The organism is Chryseobacterium viscerum (assembly GCF_002899945.2).
GTDB classification, from domain to species: domain Bacteria; phylum Bacteroidota; class Bacteroidia; order Flavobacteriales; family Weeksellaceae; genus Chryseobacterium; species Chryseobacterium viscerum.
Map to the genome: position 1 here is coordinate 46,416 of NZ_PPEG02000005.1, position 19,110 is coordinate 65,525.

20 protein-coding genes are annotated in these 19,110 nt (G+C 36.5%); 10 read left to right on the top strand and 10 right to left on the bottom strand.

Annotated features, from left to right (window positions below):
• The first annotated feature begins 196 nt into the window (after nucleotides 1-196).
• On the top strand, nucleotides 197-706 hold the full coding sequence (locus C1634_RS12050) for an RNA polymerase sigma factor (RefSeq protein ID WP_103234915.1): 510 nt from the start codon (nucleotides 197-199) through the stop codon (nucleotides 704-706).
• 13 nt (nucleotides 707-719) lie between these two features.
• On the top strand, nucleotides 720-1,310 hold the full coding sequence (locus C1634_RS12055; protein ID WP_103234914.1) for a hypothetical protein: 591 nt from the start codon (nucleotides 720-722) through the stop codon (nucleotides 1,308-1,310).
• 49 nt (nucleotides 1,311-1,359) lie between these two features.
• Here the strand turns inward: C1634_RS12055 and C1634_RS12060 are convergent, their stop codons facing one another.
• Entirely contained in the window at nucleotides 1,360-2,898 is a 1,539-nt protein-coding gene (locus C1634_RS12060) for a S41 family peptidase (RefSeq protein WP_103234913.1), read from the bottom strand.
• Nucleotides 2,899-3,070: 172 nt separating this feature from the next.
• On the opposite strand from C1634_RS12060, the gene C1634_RS12065 reads away from it, so the two are divergent.
• Entirely contained in the window at nucleotides 3,071-4,168 is a 1,098-nt protein-coding gene (locus tag C1634_RS12065; RefSeq protein WP_109738476.1) for an MBL fold metallo-hydrolase, read from the top strand.
• Here the strand turns inward: C1634_RS12065 and C1634_RS12070 are convergent, their stop codons facing one another.
• Nucleotides 4,169-4,456, bottom strand: coding sequence for a GNAT family N-acetyltransferase (locus tag C1634_RS12070; RefSeq protein WP_103234390.1), 288 nt, complete (start codon nucleotides 4,454-4,456; stop codon nucleotides 4,169-4,171).
• A gap of 490 nt (nucleotides 4,457-4,946) precedes the next feature.
• Here C1634_RS12070 and C1634_RS12075 point away from each other — a divergent pair, with 490 nt between their 5' ends.
• The 4 genes from C1634_RS12075 to C1634_RS12090 all read left to right on the top strand — a co-directional run bounded on the left by C1634_RS12075 (nucleotide 4,947) and on the right by C1634_RS12090 (nucleotide 8,607).
• Nucleotides 4,947-5,405: a hypothetical protein gene (locus tag C1634_RS12075; RefSeq protein ID WP_103234389.1), complete on the top strand. Its 459-nt coding sequence runs from the start codon at nucleotides 4,947-4,949 to the stop codon at nucleotides 5,403-5,405.
• Between the two features lie 118 nt (nucleotides 5,406-5,523).
• Nucleotides 5,524-6,429, top strand: a complete 906-nt coding sequence (locus tag C1634_RS12080; protein WP_109738477.1) for a helix-turn-helix domain-containing protein — start codon at nucleotides 5,524-5,526, stop codon at nucleotides 6,427-6,429.
• 86 nt (nucleotides 6,430-6,515) lie between these two features.
• The gene (locus tag C1634_RS12085) at nucleotides 6,516-7,517 is read left to right on the top strand and encodes an aldo/keto reductase (protein ID WP_103234388.1); all 1,002 of its coding nucleotides are present in this window, start codon (nucleotides 6,516-6,518) and stop codon (nucleotides 7,515-7,517) included.
• A gap of 97 nt (nucleotides 7,518-7,614) precedes the next feature.
• Nucleotides 7,615-8,607: an MBL fold metallo-hydrolase gene (locus tag C1634_RS12090; RefSeq protein ID WP_103234387.1), complete on the top strand. Its 993-nt coding sequence runs from the start codon at nucleotides 7,615-7,617 to the stop codon at nucleotides 8,605-8,607.
• Nucleotides 8,608-8,900: 293 nt separating this feature from the next.
• Here C1634_RS12090 and C1634_RS12095 read toward each other — a convergent pair whose 3' ends face one another.
• The 7 genes from C1634_RS12095 to C1634_RS12125 all read right to left on the bottom strand — a co-directional run bounded on the left by C1634_RS12095 (nucleotide 8,901) and on the right by C1634_RS12125 (nucleotide 14,691).
• On the bottom strand, nucleotides 8,901-9,293 hold the full coding sequence (locus C1634_RS12095; protein WP_103234386.1) for a DoxX family protein: 393 nt from the start codon (nucleotides 9,291-9,293) through the stop codon (nucleotides 8,901-8,903).
• A gap of 38 nt (nucleotides 9,294-9,331) precedes the next feature.
• Nucleotides 9,332-10,108, bottom strand: coding sequence for a DUF1223 domain-containing protein (locus C1634_RS12100; protein ID WP_103234385.1), 777 nt, complete (start codon nucleotides 10,106-10,108; stop codon nucleotides 9,332-9,334).
• A gap of 346 nt (nucleotides 10,109-10,454) precedes the next feature.
• Nucleotides 10,455-11,213: a LytR/AlgR family response regulator transcription factor gene (locus C1634_RS12105; RefSeq protein ID WP_103234384.1), complete on the bottom strand. Its 759-nt coding sequence runs from the start codon at nucleotides 11,211-11,213 to the stop codon at nucleotides 10,455-10,457.
• Complete coding sequence (locus C1634_RS12110; RefSeq protein ID WP_109738478.1) at nucleotides 11,194-12,207, bottom strand: sensor histidine kinase; 1,014 nt, start codon at nucleotides 12,205-12,207, stop codon at nucleotides 11,194-11,196. Before C1634_RS12110 ends, C1634_RS12105 begins: the two co-directional genes overlap by 20 nt.
• Before the next feature lie 145 nt (nucleotides 12,208-12,352).
• Nucleotides 12,353-12,796 carry a hypothetical protein gene (locus tag C1634_RS12115; RefSeq protein WP_109738479.1) on the bottom strand — a complete coding sequence of 148 codons (444 nt, stop codon included), beginning with the start codon at nucleotides 12,794-12,796 and terminating at the stop codon, nucleotides 12,353-12,355.
• Nucleotides 12,793-13,773 carry a heme-binding domain-containing protein gene (locus tag C1634_RS12120; RefSeq protein WP_109738480.1) on the bottom strand — a complete coding sequence of 327 codons (981 nt, stop codon included), beginning with the start codon at nucleotides 13,771-13,773 and terminating at the stop codon, nucleotides 12,793-12,795. The genes C1634_RS12115 and C1634_RS12120 overlap by 4 nt, the downstream gene beginning before the upstream one ends.
• Before the next feature lie 171 nt (nucleotides 13,774-13,944).
• Nucleotides 13,945-14,691 (bottom strand): SDR family oxidoreductase, encoded by a 747-nt coding sequence (locus C1634_RS12125; RefSeq protein WP_165835320.1) that lies wholly within the window; start codon nucleotides 14,689-14,691, stop codon nucleotides 13,945-13,947.
• Nucleotides 14,692-14,791: 100 nt separating this feature from the next.
• On the opposite strand from C1634_RS12125, the gene C1634_RS12130 reads away from it, so the two are divergent.
• The gene (locus tag C1634_RS12130; RefSeq protein WP_103233246.1) at nucleotides 14,792-15,127 is read left to right on the top strand and encodes a winged helix-turn-helix transcriptional regulator; all 336 of its coding nucleotides are present in this window, start codon (nucleotides 14,792-14,794) and stop codon (nucleotides 15,125-15,127) included.
• Between the two features lie 187 nt (nucleotides 15,128-15,314).
• Here C1634_RS12130 and C1634_RS12135 read toward each other — a convergent pair whose 3' ends face one another.
• Nucleotides 15,315-17,534 carry an NADP-dependent isocitrate dehydrogenase gene (locus tag C1634_RS12135; RefSeq protein WP_109738481.1) on the bottom strand — a complete coding sequence of 740 codons (2,220 nt, stop codon included), beginning with the start codon at nucleotides 17,532-17,534 and terminating at the stop codon, nucleotides 15,315-15,317.
• Nucleotides 17,535-17,892: 358 nt separating this feature from the next.
• Here C1634_RS12135 and tpx point away from each other — a divergent pair, with 358 nt between their 5' ends.
• Entirely contained in the window at nucleotides 17,893-18,393 is a 501-nt protein-coding gene (gene tpx / locus C1634_RS12140) for a thiol peroxidase (protein WP_103233241.1), read from the top strand.
• 79 nt (nucleotides 18,394-18,472) lie between these two features.
• Entirely contained in the window at nucleotides 18,473-19,048 is a 576-nt protein-coding gene (locus C1634_RS12145; RefSeq protein ID WP_109738482.1) for a Crp/Fnr family transcriptional regulator, read from the top strand.
• Nucleotides 19,049-19,110: the final 62 nt, after the last annotated feature.

Here is a 19,110-nt window from a genome sequence, read left to right on the forward strand (position 1 = left end):
ATATAAAAAATGTCAGGTTTTTTTATGCAATATTTTTACTTTTTTATACTAACTGATTGTATTTTAAGAGAGTTGTACAAATTAAACACACACACAATGAATCCGGGCAGTAATTTTCTATCAGTTTTTTTATTTCTTTTGTAAAAAACTGTAACAATTTTTTTAAACGAAAACTAACTCTATAGAGTAACAAGCCATGACCTCACAAGAAAAAGAGTTTATAAGTAAAATTGAACAGCATAAAGGAATCCTATTTAAGATTTCTAAAATGTACATGACTGAAAAAGATGATCGAGATGATCTTTTTCAGGAGATTACGTATCAGCTCTGGAAAGCATTTCACAGCTTCAGAGGGGATAGCGAATTTTCAACATGGTTGTACAGAATTGCTTTGAATACAGCAATTATTTTCCTTAAATCAGAAAAAAGAAGAAGCTTTATTACCAATGAAGATTTTTCAAACCAGATGATTGTTCAGGAAGACTACGACTATCGTAAAGAAGACCGCCTGGTTGAAATGTATAAGGCTATTCATCAGTTGAATCCTATTGATAAAGCCTTTATATTCTATTATCTGGAAGATTTTTCAGGAAAGCAGATTGCAGAACAGATGGGAATTTCTGAAGGGAATGCAAGAGTGAAAATGAACCGGGCAAAAACTAAACTTAAAGATATCTTAAGCCAAATAAAAAACAACAAACATTAAAATCAGTAATCCAATGAATATCGATGAATTGAAAAACACCTGGAATGAAGATATTGTGGAGGAAACTCCCGAAATAAGCACAGAACAAAGAAATAAGCTCAATCTTCCCCTTGAAAAAATACGTAAAAATATGCGTGTGGAATTCTGGTGGGTCATAGGAATCTTTGTCTTTGCCTTTTTAGTCTGCTCATTCTGCCGACCCTTCAAATTACAATTATATATAACGGTTTTAATTGCCTCCATGCTTATTGTCACCGTTTTCTTTTTTAGCAAGTTCTTTAAATTGTATAACGAAATCAGTAATCCTGTACCAAAGACCTATGATTCTCTGAAAGATCTGGTCATGCAGCTGAATCTGAATAAACAGTACTACCTTTCATACTATATCAGTTTTGCACCATTTATGGTATGTGAAATCCTTATTGTCCTGGAGTTTATCCCCTGGCCTAAACCTTTGAGTGAACTGAAGATTGCAGTGATCTTAATTGGCTCTGTGATAGGAGGACTATTCTTGCTCTTTCTGGCTGGAAAATATTGGTTTTACCGGTATTACGGAAGATATATCCAGCATATTGAAGGTCTTTTGGAAGAATTAAAAAGATAGATAAAAATATTTCGGCGGGCTTTTAGCCCGCCGAAATATTTTTTATTAATTATTGTCCTTTATTTTCCTTTTCTTTTGCGATTTCGTTTTTTATCCAATCCAGCTGGGGATCTTTTTTATCAATAATATCCTGCATACTTTCAGGAACGATCACATCAGGGACAACCCCTTTTCGTGAGTCTGAGAAATTGATATTAGGCTGTACAAGCAGTAATCCGATAGGAAACCTAATCTCAGAATTAGGAAGCTTTTGATAAGAATAAAAACCTGCTACGGTTCCATCATTGGCGCCGCCCGTTTCTTCCCCCACGAGAGTGGCTCTTTTATCATTTTTAATCTTGGCAGTAATGATAGAAGATGCTGAGAAACTTCCGCCATTGATCAGTACAAAAACTTTTCCGTGGAAGGCTTGTTTATTAGGTTTTGTAGGCTTATCGGCTTTCATTTTGTAGAAAACTTTTCCATCTTTTTTATAAGTGCTGAAAGCCTGTGCGAAAAAGTAACTTGGGTATGCTATGCTTTTAAGGGCATATTCCAAAGGATTGCTTTTTCTGAAATAATTCGTGCGCAGAGGAGTATCCCTTGAGGTCACCTGGGAAGGTTTTATCAGGGTAAAGGGTACTTCTGCCAAATAAGAATAGAGGTTATTGATCTCATAGAGAGAGCCTCCGTAGTTATTTCTGACATCTATGATGAGGTAAGGAGACTTTGCATCATTAATCTTGGCAAATGTTTTTTTATAAAACTCATCCGAATACTCTCTGGAGAAACTTTTCACTTTTATATAAGCAATCGTGCTGTCTTTATCCAGAAAATTGAAGCTCCTGTTATAAGAATTACTGGAAGCTACATAGTCATTCAGTTTCTTTTCCTGAGTCTTTTTTTTCATTTCCTTATCCTTTTCAAGATCAGAATCAGATTTTATCTCCCGGGTTAAAGTATAAGTCTGTTTTTCTCCTTTATAAAGCGTTTCAAAGGTTGCTTTGCTGGGAAAGCCATTTTCAGCAGTATAAAAATTAAAGAATAAGTCTTTTAAAAAATAAGGATAAAAAGTAGTATTGTCACCATCACTGCTGATCAGGCTTCTGTACTTCTTGATATACTCTGAAACGGGAACTTTATTGATGGATAAAATTTCAGTTCCGGGTTGTATATGATCAATAGAATCTCTGTTTTGAACAATATACATCTGCTCTCCAGAAATATAATATTCGAAACGGCTGAACATTCCCTTCTGATGTTCCAGCTTTTTTAATTCTTTTTTGGTGAATTTCTTTCTGGGAATTCTCAATGAAAGATGGCCTTCACGGATTCCTGCAATAACCGGCTGAAGTTTAAAATAAAACTGAAGAGGAGTGAGGGGCTCTGTGAGAGTCTGTTTTAGGCTGTCAAATTTATGGTCCAATTCCTGCTTGGGAATGTACCAATAGAGTTGAGGGTGCATCTGCTGTAATTTTGAATACGCATAATCTACATCCTCCTTAAGCTGTTCCGGTGGAATATATGAAGCCCGCTGTTCGTTGTGTTTTTTTATAGAGGCACAAGACGAAAGTATAGCGAGAAGAAATATTACCGAATAATTTTTCAATTTCTTTGAGTTTTTTTAAGGTGCTAAAATAGAAAGTTTAAAATTAATCCTGATGTAAATGAATAATAAATTTTCTAAAACACCTGATAAAATTAGTTAAAAAATAGAGTAAAATGGAATATGTTTTCATTTAAAAGCAAAAGTTGATACATTTGACACTTATTTTTTGCAGATGATTTATTGGATTATTATGAGTGCTGTTGTCTTAACGGTTACTTTTTTTGTCGTGATCAATATGAAAGTGTTTGGAGGTGTACCAAAAGGAAAGCGGCTGAAACGTATAAGGCAGTCCAGACTTTATAAAAAAGGACAGTTTCAGAATATCAGCCATACTCCATCTATTACAGAAGGTTACAAAATGTCAAGGGTGACTTATGATTTCTTTTTGGGTAAAAAAGATCCGCTGCTGAAGCCTTTGAAAGACATTCCTTCTATTCATACCAATTTGAAAGCTATAGATAAAAATGCAGACGTTTTTATCTGGCTGGGACACTCATCTTATTATTTTCAGACTGATGGTGTTTCCTTTTTAGTGGATCCTGTATTGAGTTTGTATGGTTCTCCTTTTAAATACTTTAACAAGGCATTCAAAGGTTCTGACATCTTTACCCCTGAAGATATTCCAGATCTCGATTATCTGGTGATTACTCACGATCATTTCGACCATTTGGATTACCCGACTGTAAAATCTATAAAGGAGAGAACAGCTGCTGCCATTTTGCCTTTGGGAGTGGGAGCCCATTTGGAAAGATGGGGATTTGGAGAAAATAAGCTTATTGAAGAAGAATGGGGGACAGAAGTTACCCTTAAGAATGATATAAAAATTGTTTTTACCCCTGCCAGACACTTTTCCGGCAGGAGAATCAGGCAGAATGATACTCTTTGGAGTTCCTATGTTCTGAAGACGCCCACAAAGAAAATTTTCTTAGGAGGAGACAGCGGTTACGATACCCATTTTAAAGCAATTGGTGACCAATATGGCCCTTTTGATTATGCTATTCTTGAAAACGGACAATATGGAGAAGCATGGAGATATATTCATACCTTACCAGAAGATGTTATTCAGGCTGGTATTGATCTCAATGCAAAGCATATTATTCCCGTTCATGCTGCAAAATTTGCGTTGGCTCTTCACCCTTGGAATGAACCCTTACAAAAGATAACAAGTCTTGGAAAAGCAAAAGGACTTAGCATCCTCACTCCGATGATCGGTGAGGTTGTAGATCTCAGTCAGTCAGAACAGCAATTTTCTGTCTGGTGGGAAAGCTGATCAGGCATGCCAGATCTCTTTATATCGTGCAGGGTGGTTTTCAAACTGTTGTCGGACAAAATCACATTCAGGGTCTACAAGCAAATCTTTTTCTTCTGCGTAACGTACCAGCTCATCCAGTAATAGTTTGGCATATCCTTTTCCTTCACGCTCTTCGTCAAGTTTCGTATAATATACGATAAGCAGTCTTCCGTCAACCTCTATGGACATATATCCTGCCTTTTCCCCGTCAATAAGTAGCTGCAATTCATCCTGATATTGAGATACCTGAAACTTTATATTTTCCATAATAATGTAAGATTTGGTTGATTAAAAATAATTTGAGAAGATTTTCTGAAAAAAACATTCTTTCCATTAAAATTACGAAATTAAATAATATAAAGAAATAGTTTTTAAGAATCTTAACGAATTTTATAACATAAATAATAAAAATTTAAAATAATAAAATTCAGTAGAAATGGGCTTTAGCCCGCTTACGAGAATAATCTAATCATCATTGGCTTTAGCCCAAACTGTAAAAATCAAAATTTTAAACCTTCAAATTTAAATATTCAATTCTTGGGTAATTAATGATTTTTGCTATGGTTTCTAATAAAACTAATCACTTTCTGATCATTATTTTAAAATAGTTGACATTCAATGATTATGTGAAAATAAAAGAAATATTTCAAAGATAATCAGTTGTTTGTAGTTTTTATTAACAAAAATTGGCATTTGTGTTTAAAAGTTGGCACTTTAATTGACTCTTTCACCATATCTAATTTTAAAGGGGAATGAAATGAAAAAGTTATTATTAACAGCGCTTCTTGTTGGGACATTCAGCATGAGCTATGCCCAGTCAGATTATTATAATGACTACAGAAGAAGTATTTCGGATGTCAACTGGCAGAGGGTTGTTGCCGATCTGTTGCTTTCTACAGCACAAGCCAATCAGGTGTATGGATTGAATGACAGATATCGTGATTATGATTCGTGGAACAGAGTATATGTGGTAGATCCCGGAAGATGGAGAGGCGACCGATATAACGAACTGGAAAGGATCATGGGCAGAGAGAAGTATATTATCTTTAAAAAGAAATATTACAGAGGGCAAAACCCAGTGATCGTTTATGGAAGAAATAAAAAGGATTATAAGAAATACCATAAGCAACAGGAAAAATATTATAAGAATCAAGAGAAATATTACAAAAAACAAAACAAAAAACACGGGCATGACCGTGATGATGATTGGGATTAAACCATCATCAACTATATATTCACTTTTAAATGGCTGGCATCTTTGTCAGCCATTTTATATGATATCAATTAAAATTATTTTTAGTGATTAATTTGTTTGAATTTTATAATTTTGAAGGATGGAATCAAACGAATCACTCAAAGGTTTTTATGAAAGAAATGCTCCCAATCTGGCATCACAATGTATTGGGGTCAACAAGATGGGGCATTTCAATGTGTTTTCACGGGAATATTGTTCTCCATTGACACCCTACAGCAGAAGAGATTATTATAAGATTTCGCTCATCATAGGAAAAGGGAAGCTTCATTACGCTGATAAATGGATTAAAGTGGATCGCCCTGCATTATTGTTTTCAAACCCTATTATTCCTTATTCATGGGAAGCAGATGACGAAGATCAGAAAGGCTGGTTTTGCTTGTTTACAGATCAGTTTCTGCATAATGGAAACCGTATGGGAAACCTTCAGGATTCTCCGCTTTTCAAGATTGGAGGAACTCCGGTTTTCTTTATAGATGAAGAACAACAGAAAACACTTGCGGATATTTATACGAAAATGATGACGGAAATTCAGTCAGATTATATTCATAAATATGATATGCTCAGAGCGTATCTGCATCTGATGATTCATGAAACCATGAGAATGCAGCCGGCAGAAAGTTTTGAACCTTATCAGAATGCTTCCCAAAGAGTTGCTTCCTTATTTATGGAACTTTTGGAAAGACAATTTCCTATTGACAGTCCTGAAGCTTTCTTAAAATTAAAAACACCCAACGATTATGCTCAAAGTCTTTCCATTCATGTAAATTCATTGAACCGTTCTGTAAAAGAGATGACTGGGAAAACAACCAGCCAGCAGATTACAGGAAGGATTATTCAGGAAGCCAATGCCCTGCTGCAACATACAGATTGGAATATCTCTGAAATTGCCTATGGATTGGGCTTTGAGGAACCCGCTTATTTTACCAATTACTTTAAAAAACAAACAGGAATTACTCCCAACGCCCTAAGAATGGATGTTGTTTGAATTTTATAATTCTTAGTTTGAATTCTATATCGCAGTTGACCTCTGCATGTTCTAATTTTGTCCTATAAAATTAAATCATACCTATCATGAAATTTAAAAAATTAGGAAACACAGAAGAACAATTATCAGCAATCGGTTTAGGATGCATGGGAATGAGTTTTGCTTATGGGCCAACAGATGAACAGGAAAGTATCAATACCTTACACAGAGCTTTAGATCTTGGGGTAAACTTTTGGGATACTGCAGATATGTATGCCAATGGAGAAAATGAAAAACTGATCTCTAAGGTGTTGGTTCCGAACAGGGATAAGATTTTTATTGCCACCAAATTCGGATTCAGGTTTAAAGATGGTAAAGCAAGCCACAATGGTGCTCCCGGAACTTATTTTGACGGTTCTCCGGAGTGGATCAGAAAGGCAGTAGATTTAAGCCTTCAAAGATTAAAAATAGATACTATTGACCTGTACTATGCTCACAGAGTAGACCCAAATGTTCCTGTAGAAGAAACAGTGGGAGCAATGGCAGAGCTGGTAAAAGCAGGAAAGGTGAAATATATCGGATTATCTGAAGCTTCAGCAGAATCTATCAGAAAAGCAAACAAAATTCATCCGATTACAGCGTTACAGTCAGAATATTCTATCCTTACCAAAGATGTTGAACAAGAAATCTTACCAACGATCAGAGAACTGGGAATTTCTTTAGTGCCTTATTCTCCACTTGCAAGAGGTCTTTTCACCAATATTTATGATGTGCAGAACCTTGGTGATGACGACTTCAGAAAATCATTACCGCGTTATCAGCAGGAATATCTTGAAAATAATACCAAACTGGCTAACGAAATCAATGAATTTGCGGCTTCCAAAGGAGTGAAAGGAACTCAGCTCGCCCTGGCCTGGGTATTGAATCAGGGAGACGATATCATCCCGATTCCGGGTACCAAACGAATCAAATATCTGGAAGAAAATATTGCGGCCGTCAATATAGACCTCTCCCAGTCAGATCTCGATACCATTGATGCCATTCTCAAAAAATACCCGAATGTAGGGGAAAGATACACTGAAGGTTCAATGAAACTGGTCAACAACTAAAGACTATTATATAAAAACTGAGTTCCTGCTTATGATGGGAGCTCAGTTTTTTGTTATTATTCTAAATGAGGAATGTATAATAATGAAAAACTAAATTATGAACAGAAGAGAATTATTAAAGAGTGGTTTATTGGCAGGAACATTAAGTGTGATTCCTTTTTCAAGTGTATGGGCAGAAACTCCAAAAACGCCTGAAAAAACAGGAGACGATCTTTCAGGCTTTAAAAAACTGAAGCTTGGAGAACTGGAACTGTTTGTTCTTACAGACGGATATATTCATGAAGAAAATCTCAACTCATTTGCTCCCAGAGGAACTGTTTCAGAGGTGAAATCAATCCTTAAAGATAATTTCAGACCTGAGAATTATATTGATATGGCCATGAATATCCTATTGGTGAAAACAAAGAATAAACTCATCCTGTTAGATACCGGAATGGGTATTTTTGCTGATGAAAGAACAGGATTTCTATTAAAAAGCCTCCAAAAGGCCGGATTTTCACCAAAAGATATTACGGATATTTTTATCTCCCATGCACACCCTGATCATATTGGAGGCATCGTTGATAAAAAACAGAATCTCGTTTTTCCGAACGCCAATATTTTCATTTCAAAAATTGAACATGACTTTTGGATGAAAGCCTCTATTAAAGATTTTAATAACAGTGCCCTGAAAACGCAGCCTGAATTTCTTAATCAGATTATCCCCTCCATTCAGAATGTTCTGAAAACAATTCAGCCAAAGCTTAAATTCTATGACCTTAATAATCCCTTCTATGATTATTTCAGTTTTCAGCTGGCTCCAGGCCATACCCCCGGTTTAGTCGTGACAACCATATCTTCCGGAAATGAAAAGCTGATCTACATTGCAGATTTGATTCATTCCGATGTTATTCTTTTTCCACATCCTGAGTGGGGTTACTTTGGGGATACCGATCTGGATATTGCAACCGCTTCAAGAAAAAAGCTTCTTCAGCAACTGGCAGATACTAAAATCAGAGCATTTGCCTATCATTTGCCATGGCCGGGTCTTGGTTTTACAAAGACAAAATCCGGTGCATTTGAATGGTTCCCGGAAAGTTTTATGAATTAGGTAGTAGGTTGCAGGTAGCAGAGATTAGGTAATAGGGATTAGGGATACGCTGACCAGAATTACTAAATACGTGCTCGGCATTCCCCTCCTTTGGAGGGGTGGCAAAAATTCAAAGAATTTTTGACGGGGTGGTTAATCAGATAGGTTATAGATTCAATAGAAGCGGACCAAAGTCCGCTTTCATAAACAAAACCCATTCATCCGGCTTTAGCCAAAACGTATAAAATAACAGATCCTCCCGGGCAACGAGAGGATCTGTTTCAACATAAGAAAAAATTAGAGTTTTATAATTATCAAGCCTCTCCAAATATAAGCTCAGAAGAATACAGTTTCCTGAACATCAGATAAGTCATTGTAAGTACAGAGAAAGCAACTATTGCATCTATTGTAGATGGAAAACCAAGTACCGCGATTTTTGAGAAGAAGGCAAAGAGGATATCGAAAAACATTCCTGCAAATACCCATTCTTTTAATCTTAATAGCTTATTGGGTAGTAGAAGAACAAGAACCCCTGCAATTTTGAAAACGCCTAATATATAAATGAAATGAGGTGGATAGCCGAGCTGCTGAGTGATGTCCCAGACAACCGGATTTTTTGTGAGTTCAAAAAAACCGCTGGCTCCGAACCATAATGACATAAAAATGGCTCCTGCCCAATAAATGATTTTTGTTGTTTTTGTTTTCATTGTTGTAATTTTTAATGATGATTGTGTTGTATAGAATTTTACTTGAAAGCAGTTTTTGCTGATCCTGATATCTGTCCTGTTTTTACATTCTGAATAAAGGCTATCACCTCCCAGTTGTCTGCTGAGAAACCTTCCGGAAGTTTGAAAGTGGTTGTTCCTTCCAGCTGCCTATTCAATGAGATCTGGTTTTGTTGGTGAACAATCTGCCAATGGTGCAAATGACGGCCTTCATTTTCACCTTTACCTACCTGGGTGGAAGAATGCTTTTCAACCAGATTAATGAGAAGCATGTTCTTAGGATCAGTGGCAGACGTTTTATACTGTACATTGATATCCTTCTGGGAAATAGTTGCCGATAGCTCTACGTTTGTTTTTTTAGGATTAAACAAGGCTTCCTGAATTGCATCTTTGATAGAATTTTCATTAGACCCTACAAATTCCGTTTTCCCATTGACAACCAGTTGAGGAGTATAAACTTGTGAGTTCAGTATACGGCTGTACTGCTGTTGTCGCTGTGAATTTTCAGCAGTGCTGAATCGGTCTTTCCATCCGAGGCGGTTCCAGTAATCGACATGGTAGGAGAGAAGATAAACGGGTTCATCTTTATATTCTTTTTCAATTTTTCCCATCAGCTCATCTGCCGGAGGACAGCTGGAGCAGCCTTCTGAAGTGAAAAGTTCCAAAACGGCAAAGCCATTATTTTCAGAAGTTGAATGCTGTGTCGTCTTTTGGACTTTATCTTTATAAATAAATGCTGATGTAGCAAATAATAATACGGTGAAAGCGCTTACTGTGATTAAGTTTTTTAGTATCATTTCTTTTAATTTGATTCAAAAGTAGATACTCTGGAAAGGCAGAAGAATAGAAAACAGGTTCAAACGGACAAATCAAACGGTGAATCCGGAAATTGGGAAGGGAAAGATTTTAAGCTGGAAGCTGGAAGCGTGAAGTTGGCAGTTTCTGAACTGCAAAAAGGAAGAACGTTTTATATTTTTTAATATTGAAAGATAAAATAAACAGGGTAGAACTTAAAGACTGAAGCACATCAAATAAAAACAAAAGATAACCCTGACCATATCAATCAGGGTTATAATATATTTCAAAAAACTTCTATATCTCAGAATGGTTTAAGGTACTTCAATCCTCCATCTTCCTACCTCATTATCTGTCCTCCAGCCAGGTAAAGAAACTATGCGTCTTCTCTTTATTGATAAGAAGTTTTTCGGGAGTTTCTACAGTGAGTTTTACCAATATTTTACGTTGAAAATAATGCTCCATCTCCTTAATCGCTTTAAAATTCACCAGATATTGCCGGTTGACTCTGAAGAATTGTTTGTCAGAGACCTGTTCCGCAACTTGTCCCAAAGGCTGAGTAAGGGAAAACTGTTCTTTGCCAAATGTTACCAGATGGGTTATTTCATTATGGATATAAAAATAGGCAATATCTTCTGTAGGGATTGTAGTATATTTCTGATTTTTAAAAACGAGAAAATTACTCTTTCCGGCAGGCTGATTGATCTTCTGTATAAGTGATTCCAGATCCGGGAGTTCATTCTTCTGAAAGAATTTTTTCAATTCATCAACCTTTCTCAGAGCTTCTGCAATGTCTTCTTTGGAAAATGGTTTTAAAATATAATCAACACCTTTGCTTTTAAAAGCGTCCAGCGTATATTGATCAAAGGCGGTACAAAAAACCACTGGGCAGGTAATGTCCACCGATTTGAAAATCTCAAATGAAAGACCGTCCGAAAGCTGGATATCCATAAAAATAAGATCAGGTTTGATCGTACTCAATCCTTCAATACTTGTTTCAATACTGTCATAAACACCCAATATCTTTGAGCCCGGTTTTAAATCTAAAATTAAATTCTGAAGGGATTTGGCAGCCCTGAATTCGTCTTCAATGATGATGATATTCATAGATTAATGGTAGTTTTATCTGAAAATTTTTTTCGTCTGAATAAATAGTCACATCCTTTTCCAGTAAATGCCTGTAACGCATTTTGATGTTGTCAAGTCCTACGCCCAGAGAATCTTCAATGTTTACTTTTCGCTGTATAGGATTTTCAATGATAATTTTAGCGTCAGCGTTGTAGATTTTAATATGCAAAGGCTTGCTCTGCGAAACGATATTATGTTTGATGCAGTTTTCTACCAGAAGCTGAAGGGTAAAAGGAGGGATGAGGGTTTGACCAATTTCTTTCCCAAGCTCATTGGTAAATTTAATGCCTTCGCCAAAACGGGCTTTCTGAAGAAAAAGATAGGCGTCTACTATTTTCATTTCTTCCTGAACACTGATGAGGTCTAGTTTTCTGCTTTCGAGGGTAAATCTGTAGAAATCAGAAAGTTTTACAATAAAATCAACCGTTTCTTCATCACGGGTTTCTGCCATCAGTTTTAACGTATTCAGGCTGTTGAAAAGAAAGTGTGGATTGATCTGCTGTTTTAATAATTCATATTGGGCGCCCAGATTATCACTTTTTACCTTTTCCAGTTCCAGCTGTATCTGCTGGCCCGTATAATTATTCTGAAGCAGATGCAGGAACATATAACACACCAGATTGATTAAAATTCCCCTTACTTCAATCATCAGCATAACCGGCCCGAAATTGATATGAGAAAGAATGAGTTGCTGGATCCATGCCAGCCCAAACATGATTACCATACCAAAAGCGAGCACCACCATCAATCTTGAATACGATATATGCTGTCTTCGTTTTTCTGTACGGTTCAGCATATAAATATTGATATACCACATGATGACAGAAAATGCTGCCGTAATCCCTGAGTTGACAACCGCTTCTTTCCAGTTGAACTCATGAGAAGCAAGCTGAGGGACGGAAGATAAAAGACCCAGAAAAATAGAGCTTATCCAGATAATGACCTGTGAGATTTTTATTTTTTGCTGTTGCATGAAATCTGCTGATTTGAAAAGGTTAAATTAATGTTTTTTATTGAAAATATTATGATAAATAGTGAAGGGAAACTGTTGTTCGCATTCACTATTCATCGGCTTTATCAAATTAAACATTTATAAAAAGTATCTCTGAAGTTGCCTTTTACGGTCTGCTGACAGGGGTGTAACTCATGAAATACCGGATTCTTTCTTCTTTGTCAGGTGAAGCGGAATTAGGCTGATCATTTTTAATATCATAAGAAACGCTTCCGGTATTATCCACCTGAACAGTTTCAATACTGACTAATTCTCCAGTGATGGTTCCGCCAATATATTGAGGGTTATCATGATAACGCCAGGTAACCAGTTTCATCACAGCACCAGCTTCCGGTGCCTGACTTTCTTTGGATAAAGATTCCAGCGCTTTTTCATTTCCATATAAAGCGGACATAGTCTCTTTCTTAGGATGTAAAGATGTTGAAATGAATTTAAGATTCCCCGGGTCAAAAACAGCTCTCACAAGTCCATTATCTTTATCATTATTCTCTTTGCTGCATGCGGTAAGGGAAACAAGGCTTACTAATAAAATCAAGATGGTATTTTTCATTTTTTCTGTAAATTTTGGATTAATCTTTGGGTATTTACTTTCATAGGGACATCAAACAGATAGCCTGTTTTTTCTGCTAATTGTCTGTGGCAGGCAATACAGGATTCTTTGGCGAAAGAGGCTGTTTTTCCAGTTGGATGCAGTTCATCTCCTGAGAATTTTGCAAATCCCCAGCCCTCAGTATCTTTATAGTGTTGGGCATCTTTTACCATAAACTGTGCATTGACGAATTTTCCCGGTCTGATCTCTCCATCAGGCAGTTTCTGTTGTTTCCATACAGACTTTACTACAATACTTCCGTCTGGCCATGGGTGAAAGTTTTCTGTTTCTACAGCTTTTACAGCGATATCATTTCCATAGATTACACGGATAGAGTTATCAAACAGCGTACTCATGCTGATCACTTTCCAGTTTTTGAAATCAGGAGTGTATTGAACTCCGTTGGGTGAAACCGGAAATTTTGCTGGAGTCGTAGCGGGTGTAGTGGAGGATGAATGAGGTTCCATCTTATTTTGAGCTGATGGGCTTACAGAAGATAATGAAAGCGTGTATTTTCTAATGACTTCAATATCTTGTGTTGTAATCTTAGCAGAAGGATGCAGAAGTGTATATTCATGGAGAGGCATTTTCCCACTCTGCATCATATTGAGAATCGCATACATTTTTCCCTGATGTTCGGCTGGGGAGTACTTTTCCCATTCCGAAAAATTAAGAACCTCTCTGGCTCTTTTGATGTCTTTATTCACCGCCCAGGAAACAGGAGCAATTTTATCATACCAATTTAGGTTTTGCTTGTTAGAATGACAGCTGAAACATGAGTTTTCAAGAATACTGATGACTTCCCTTGGTGCTTCAATTTTTCCTGTAACCGGTTTTCCTTCTAAAGGTGTACTGAATAGCTGCAGCCCTCCGAAGATTCCTAATATCGCCAGAAAGACTATCGCAATGGGATTTCTTTTTTTCTTTACGGTATCCATAATGAGTATTGTTTTTATTTTCTGGACCAAAAGTAGGCGGGCAGCCTATGTTATGAAATGAGAAACAGGATAAGACAGACAAATTAAAAGGTGAATCCGGATTTTTTGGCTCCGAAAATACACAAGAAAAATCCCGGTAATTGTGTTACCGGGATGTATTGAAATTATAGTTTACAAAGTCATACCACCATCTATGATAATCTCAGTGCCGGTCATATAGCTTGAAACAGTATCATCAGAAAAATGAACAACCAATTTTGCAACGTCTTCTGCTGTTCCTATTTTTTTTAGAGGGATTGTATTAATCATCCATTCATTAATTCCTTCCAACGTTTTTTCATCTAAGCCGGCCTTATTCATAATTTCAGTTTTTATAGGACCGGGACTTATCATATTCACTCTGATTTTTCTTGGAGCTAATTCTGCCGCTGCCGTTTTTGCAATAGAGTTCAACGCCGCTTTGCTTGCCTGATAAACAGAACTGTTCGGTTTATAAGTAGATGCTACAATAGAAGATAAGAATATGACAGAAGCTCCATCATTCAGTAAGGGGATGAATTTGTTTAAAGTAAAATAAGCCCCTCTGAAATTAATGTTCATCACCTGATCAAAATTTTCGACGTCCATATTTTCAATAGAAGTCAAGCTTCCTGTAATTCCTGCGTTGATAAATAAAATATCAACCTTTACATGCTGATTTTCAACTTCTTTCTTTAGTAAATCAAGATCATCAAGATTCGCCTGATCTGCTACAAAGGGAATTGCTCCCAATTCTTTTGCCGCCTTTTCTACAGCTTCTTTTCGTCTTCCGGTGATGATCACGGTTGCTCCTTCTGAAATAAGTTCTTTTGCTGCAGCGAATCCGATTCCGCTGTTTCCGCCTGTTACAATAGCTAGTTTATGGGTTAATTTTTTCATTGTAAAATTTTTGACAAAGTTATTTCAAAATGGTATACTTTTGTAACCAGTATCACAGAGTATACCAGTATAACGAATGATATCACTTAACTTTGCAGCTATGGAAAGAGATCATACAGAAGAGCTTAGAGCCTTACAGGATACCCTTTATTTCATTGGAGGGAAATGGAGAATTCCTGTGATCAATTCACTTTGTAACGGGAACAGACGTTTCAGAGAAATTGAACGCAGTATTCCCGGGATTACCACCAGAATGCTTTCAAAGGAATTAAAAGATATGGAACTGAATAAACTTGTTAAACGAAATGTTTATCCTGAGACTCCTGTCTTAATTGAATATGAAGCCACAGATTATTGCAGAACTTTCGGAAACATCATTCAGGAAATGATCAATTGGGGAAGAGAGCATAGGAGAGTGATTGTGGAGGATAGGTAGTGAGAGGTTGCAGATATTAGTTTGCAGGTTATAGTAATGCGTAGACCTTGATTAATAAGTATGTGCTCAATATTCCTCTCCTCTGGAGGGGTGGCAAAAATTCAAAGAATTTTTGACGGGGTGGTTTTATTAGCCACAAAAAAAGCCCCTTAAAAAAGGAGCTTTTAATTTATATCAAAACGAACAATTAAATTCCGTCAATGATTTCGTTTAAAACAGTGCTTGGTCTCATTGCTGAATACGTTTTATACGTGTCAGTTTTATAGTATCCTTCAATGTTTTGAGGTCTACCTTGAGCACCAATTAATTCTGCATTGATTACTTCTTCGTTTTCCTGCATTGCCTGAGCAATAGGAGCAAACTTAGAAGCCAATTCAGCATCTGCAGTCTGGTTAGCTAACGCTTCAGCCCAGTACATTGCTAAATAGAAGTGAGAACCTCTGTTGTCAATCTGACCTACTTTTCTTGCAGGAGATTTATCTGTAGCCAAGAATTTAGCATTTGCTTCATCCAGTGCATCAGCTAAAACCTGAGATTTTGTATTCCCCTGAGTCTGTGCTAAGTGTTCTAAAGAAGCCTGAAGTGCTAAGAATTCACCTAGAGAATCCCATCTTAAGTATCCTTCTTCAAGGAACTGCTCAACGTGTTTTGGAGCAGAACCTCCGGCACCTGTTTCAAATAAACCACCACCGTTCATCAATGGAACGATAGAAAGCATTTTTGCAGAAGTACCAAGCTCAAGGATTGGGAAAAGATCCGTTAGGTAATCTCTCAATACGTTTCCTGAAACAGAGATAGTGTCTTTACCTTCTCTTGCTCTCTTAAGAGTTTCAGTCATCGCATCTTTTACATCAAGAATTCTGATGTCTAGACCTGTTGTATCGTGGTCAGCAAGATATTTCTCTACTTTTTTGATGATTTCTCTGTCGTGAGCTCTTCCTTTGTCTAGCCAGAAGATAGCTGGTGTATCAGATAATCTTGATCTGTTTACCGCTAGTTTTACCCAGTCCTGAATAGGAGCATCTTTAGTCTGACACATTCTGAAGATATCATCTTTTTCTACTTTCTGAGAAAGAAGAACGTTTCCAGCCTCGTCCTGAACTTCTACAGTTCCGTCAGCAGACAATTGGAAAGTTTTATCGTGAGAACCATATTCTTCAGCTTTCTGAGCCATTAAACCTACGTTTGGAACAGATCCCATTGTTGTAGGATCTAGCTTTCCATGCGCCTTCATATCGTCGATTACAGACTGATAGAAACCTGCATAAGAACGGTCTGGAATGATACAAACTGTATCTTCTTCGTTTCCTTCTTTGTTCCACATTTTACCTCCACCTCTTACAAGAGCAGCCATAGATGCATCAACGATGATGTCAGAAGGTACGTGGAAGTTGGTAATTCCTTTGTCAGAATTTACCATTGCCACTCTAGGTCCGTTTGCCAAAGCAGCTTCAATATCAGCTTTGATGTCAGCTTCCTGAGCATTTCCTTTGATTTTATCGAAAAGATCAGCAAGACCATTGTTTGGATTAACGTCTAAAGACTTGAAAGTCTCAGCATATTTAGTAAATACTTCTTTGAAGAAAGTCTCAACGATAGCCCCGAAAATGATTGGATCAGAGATTTTCATCATGGTCGCTTTAAGGTGAGCCGAAAGAAGTACATTTTTTTTCTTAGCTTCCTCGATTGCTTCCTGAACAAATACTCTTAATGCATTTAAGTTCATTACAGAAGAATCAATTACCTCACCAGCCTGAAGGCCTGCGAAGTCTTTTAATACAGATTCAGAACCGTCGTTTCCTTTGAATACGATTCTATATTTTGCAGCGTTTTCTAATGTAGTAGAATTTTCTGTACCGTAGAAATCACCATTGTTCATGTGAGCTACGTCAGTTTTGCTGTCAGATGCCCAGTTACCCATTCTGTGAGGGTTAGCTTTTGCATAGTTTTTAACAGCTTTTGGAGCACGTCTGTCAGAGTTTCCTTCTCTTAATACAGGGTTTACAGCACTTCCTAATACTTTAGCATATTTAGCTTTGATTGCTTTTTCATCGTCATTTTTAGGCTCTGCAGGATAGTTGGGAACCGCGAAACCTTTACCTTGTAGTTCAGCAATAGCGGCATCCAATTGAGGCACAGAAGCAGAAATGTTAGGTAACTTAATGATATTAGCGTCAGGTTGAGTAGCCAGTTGGCCTAGTTCTGATAAAGCATCACCAATTTTTTGGTCATCTTTTAAAAACTCAGGGAAGTTTGCTAGAATTCTTCCTGCCAAAGAAATATCCGGTACTGCGATTTCGATATTTGCTGATTTTGTGAAAGCTTTTACAATAGGTAAAAACGAATGAGTAGCCAGCATTGGAGCTTCATCAGTAAGTGTGTAATAGATTTTTGATTTTTCTGACATTATACTGTTATTTTTTATTTGAAATTTTAAGTCCCACAAATTTAGTAAATATCATTGTTTTATTTAGGATATTTCCATAAAAAATAGAGGCTTTTGAATCTTTAATGGTAGATCTGTATAATTTATCCTCCGGTTCTGTTTGTATTTATTTGAAAACAATTTTATAATTTTCATAAGCTGACCTTTTTTTCATAGAAATCTTCGTTTTTTCAGACTGTTGATATGGAAAAAATTTTGTCTGGAAGGCTGATTATCAGATGGAAGACTTTTATTTTTACTTTAAGATTAATTTAACCTTTATGAGGCAGGAAAAATTTTCTTTTTTGATTAAATTTGAAGAACTAAAAAAATAAATATTATGTCCACGACAATCACTTTAAAAGGAAACGAAGTACACACAATAGGAACATTACCCGCTGTAGGAACCTCTGTAAAAGACTTTGCATTGGTAGATTCAGGATTAGCGGTAAAAACTCTTGAAACTTTTGCAGGAAAGAAAAAAGTATTCAATATTTTCCCAAGCATTGATACTCCTACTTGTGCTGCTTCTTCCAGAAAATTCAATGAAGAGGCTTCAAACCTTGACAATACAGTAGTGATCAATGTTTCAAAAGACCTTCCTTTTGCATTAGGAAGATTCTGTGCAGCAGAAGGATTGAACAATGTAGAAACCCTTTCAGACTTCAGAAGCAGCTTTGGAGATGACTATGAAGTGACTATCACAGATTCTCCTTTGAAAGGTTTATTAAGCCGTGCAGTAATTGTTACAGACGAAAACAACAAAGTGGTTTACACTGAGCAGGTTTCAGAAATTGCTAACGAACCTAATTACGATGCGGCACTTGCTGCATTGAAATAGTAGAAATAATTTTTGTAAAAAGCCTTGTGAATCATTTTGCAAGGCTTTTTTTGAATATAAAACCAATCAATAACACCAAATGATGCAAGATAATTACAAGAAATATGGAGAACTTTTTCAGGTAGACTCAGAACATTTTGAAGAATTTTATGCACTTCTTCATGATACAAAGCTCTTAAAATCTGATTTTTTTCTGAAACAAGGAGAAAAATGCAAATATCTGGGCTTTGTTAAAAAAGGAACAATCAGATCCTTCTATATCAATGACCAAGGGCGCGAAATCAATTTTGGATTCTATTTTGAAAATGAATTTTTTACCGATTATGAAAGCATTCTATGTGATACCGTATCCAATATGAACATCCAGGCGCTCGAAAACTGTGAAATTTTACTGCTGAGTAAAGATCATCTGCAGAATTTATATAAAAAGGAAGCTTATTGGCAGCAATTTGGGAGAATGATGAGTGAAAAAATTTATCTGGATGCCAAAAAACGGATTGATGATCTGTTGTGCTTTTCCCCTGAAAACAGATATCTCAATCTTGTCAAAAAGCAGCCTGCACTTTTTCAGAAAATAGCCCAGAAACACATTGCCAGCTATCTTGGAGTAACAGAGCAGTCACTCAGCCGGATAAGAAGCAGGATTGTTAATTAACTTAAGTTAACGTCCACTGATATTTTAAACCGTAGCTTTATCATCATCAAATTTTAACACAA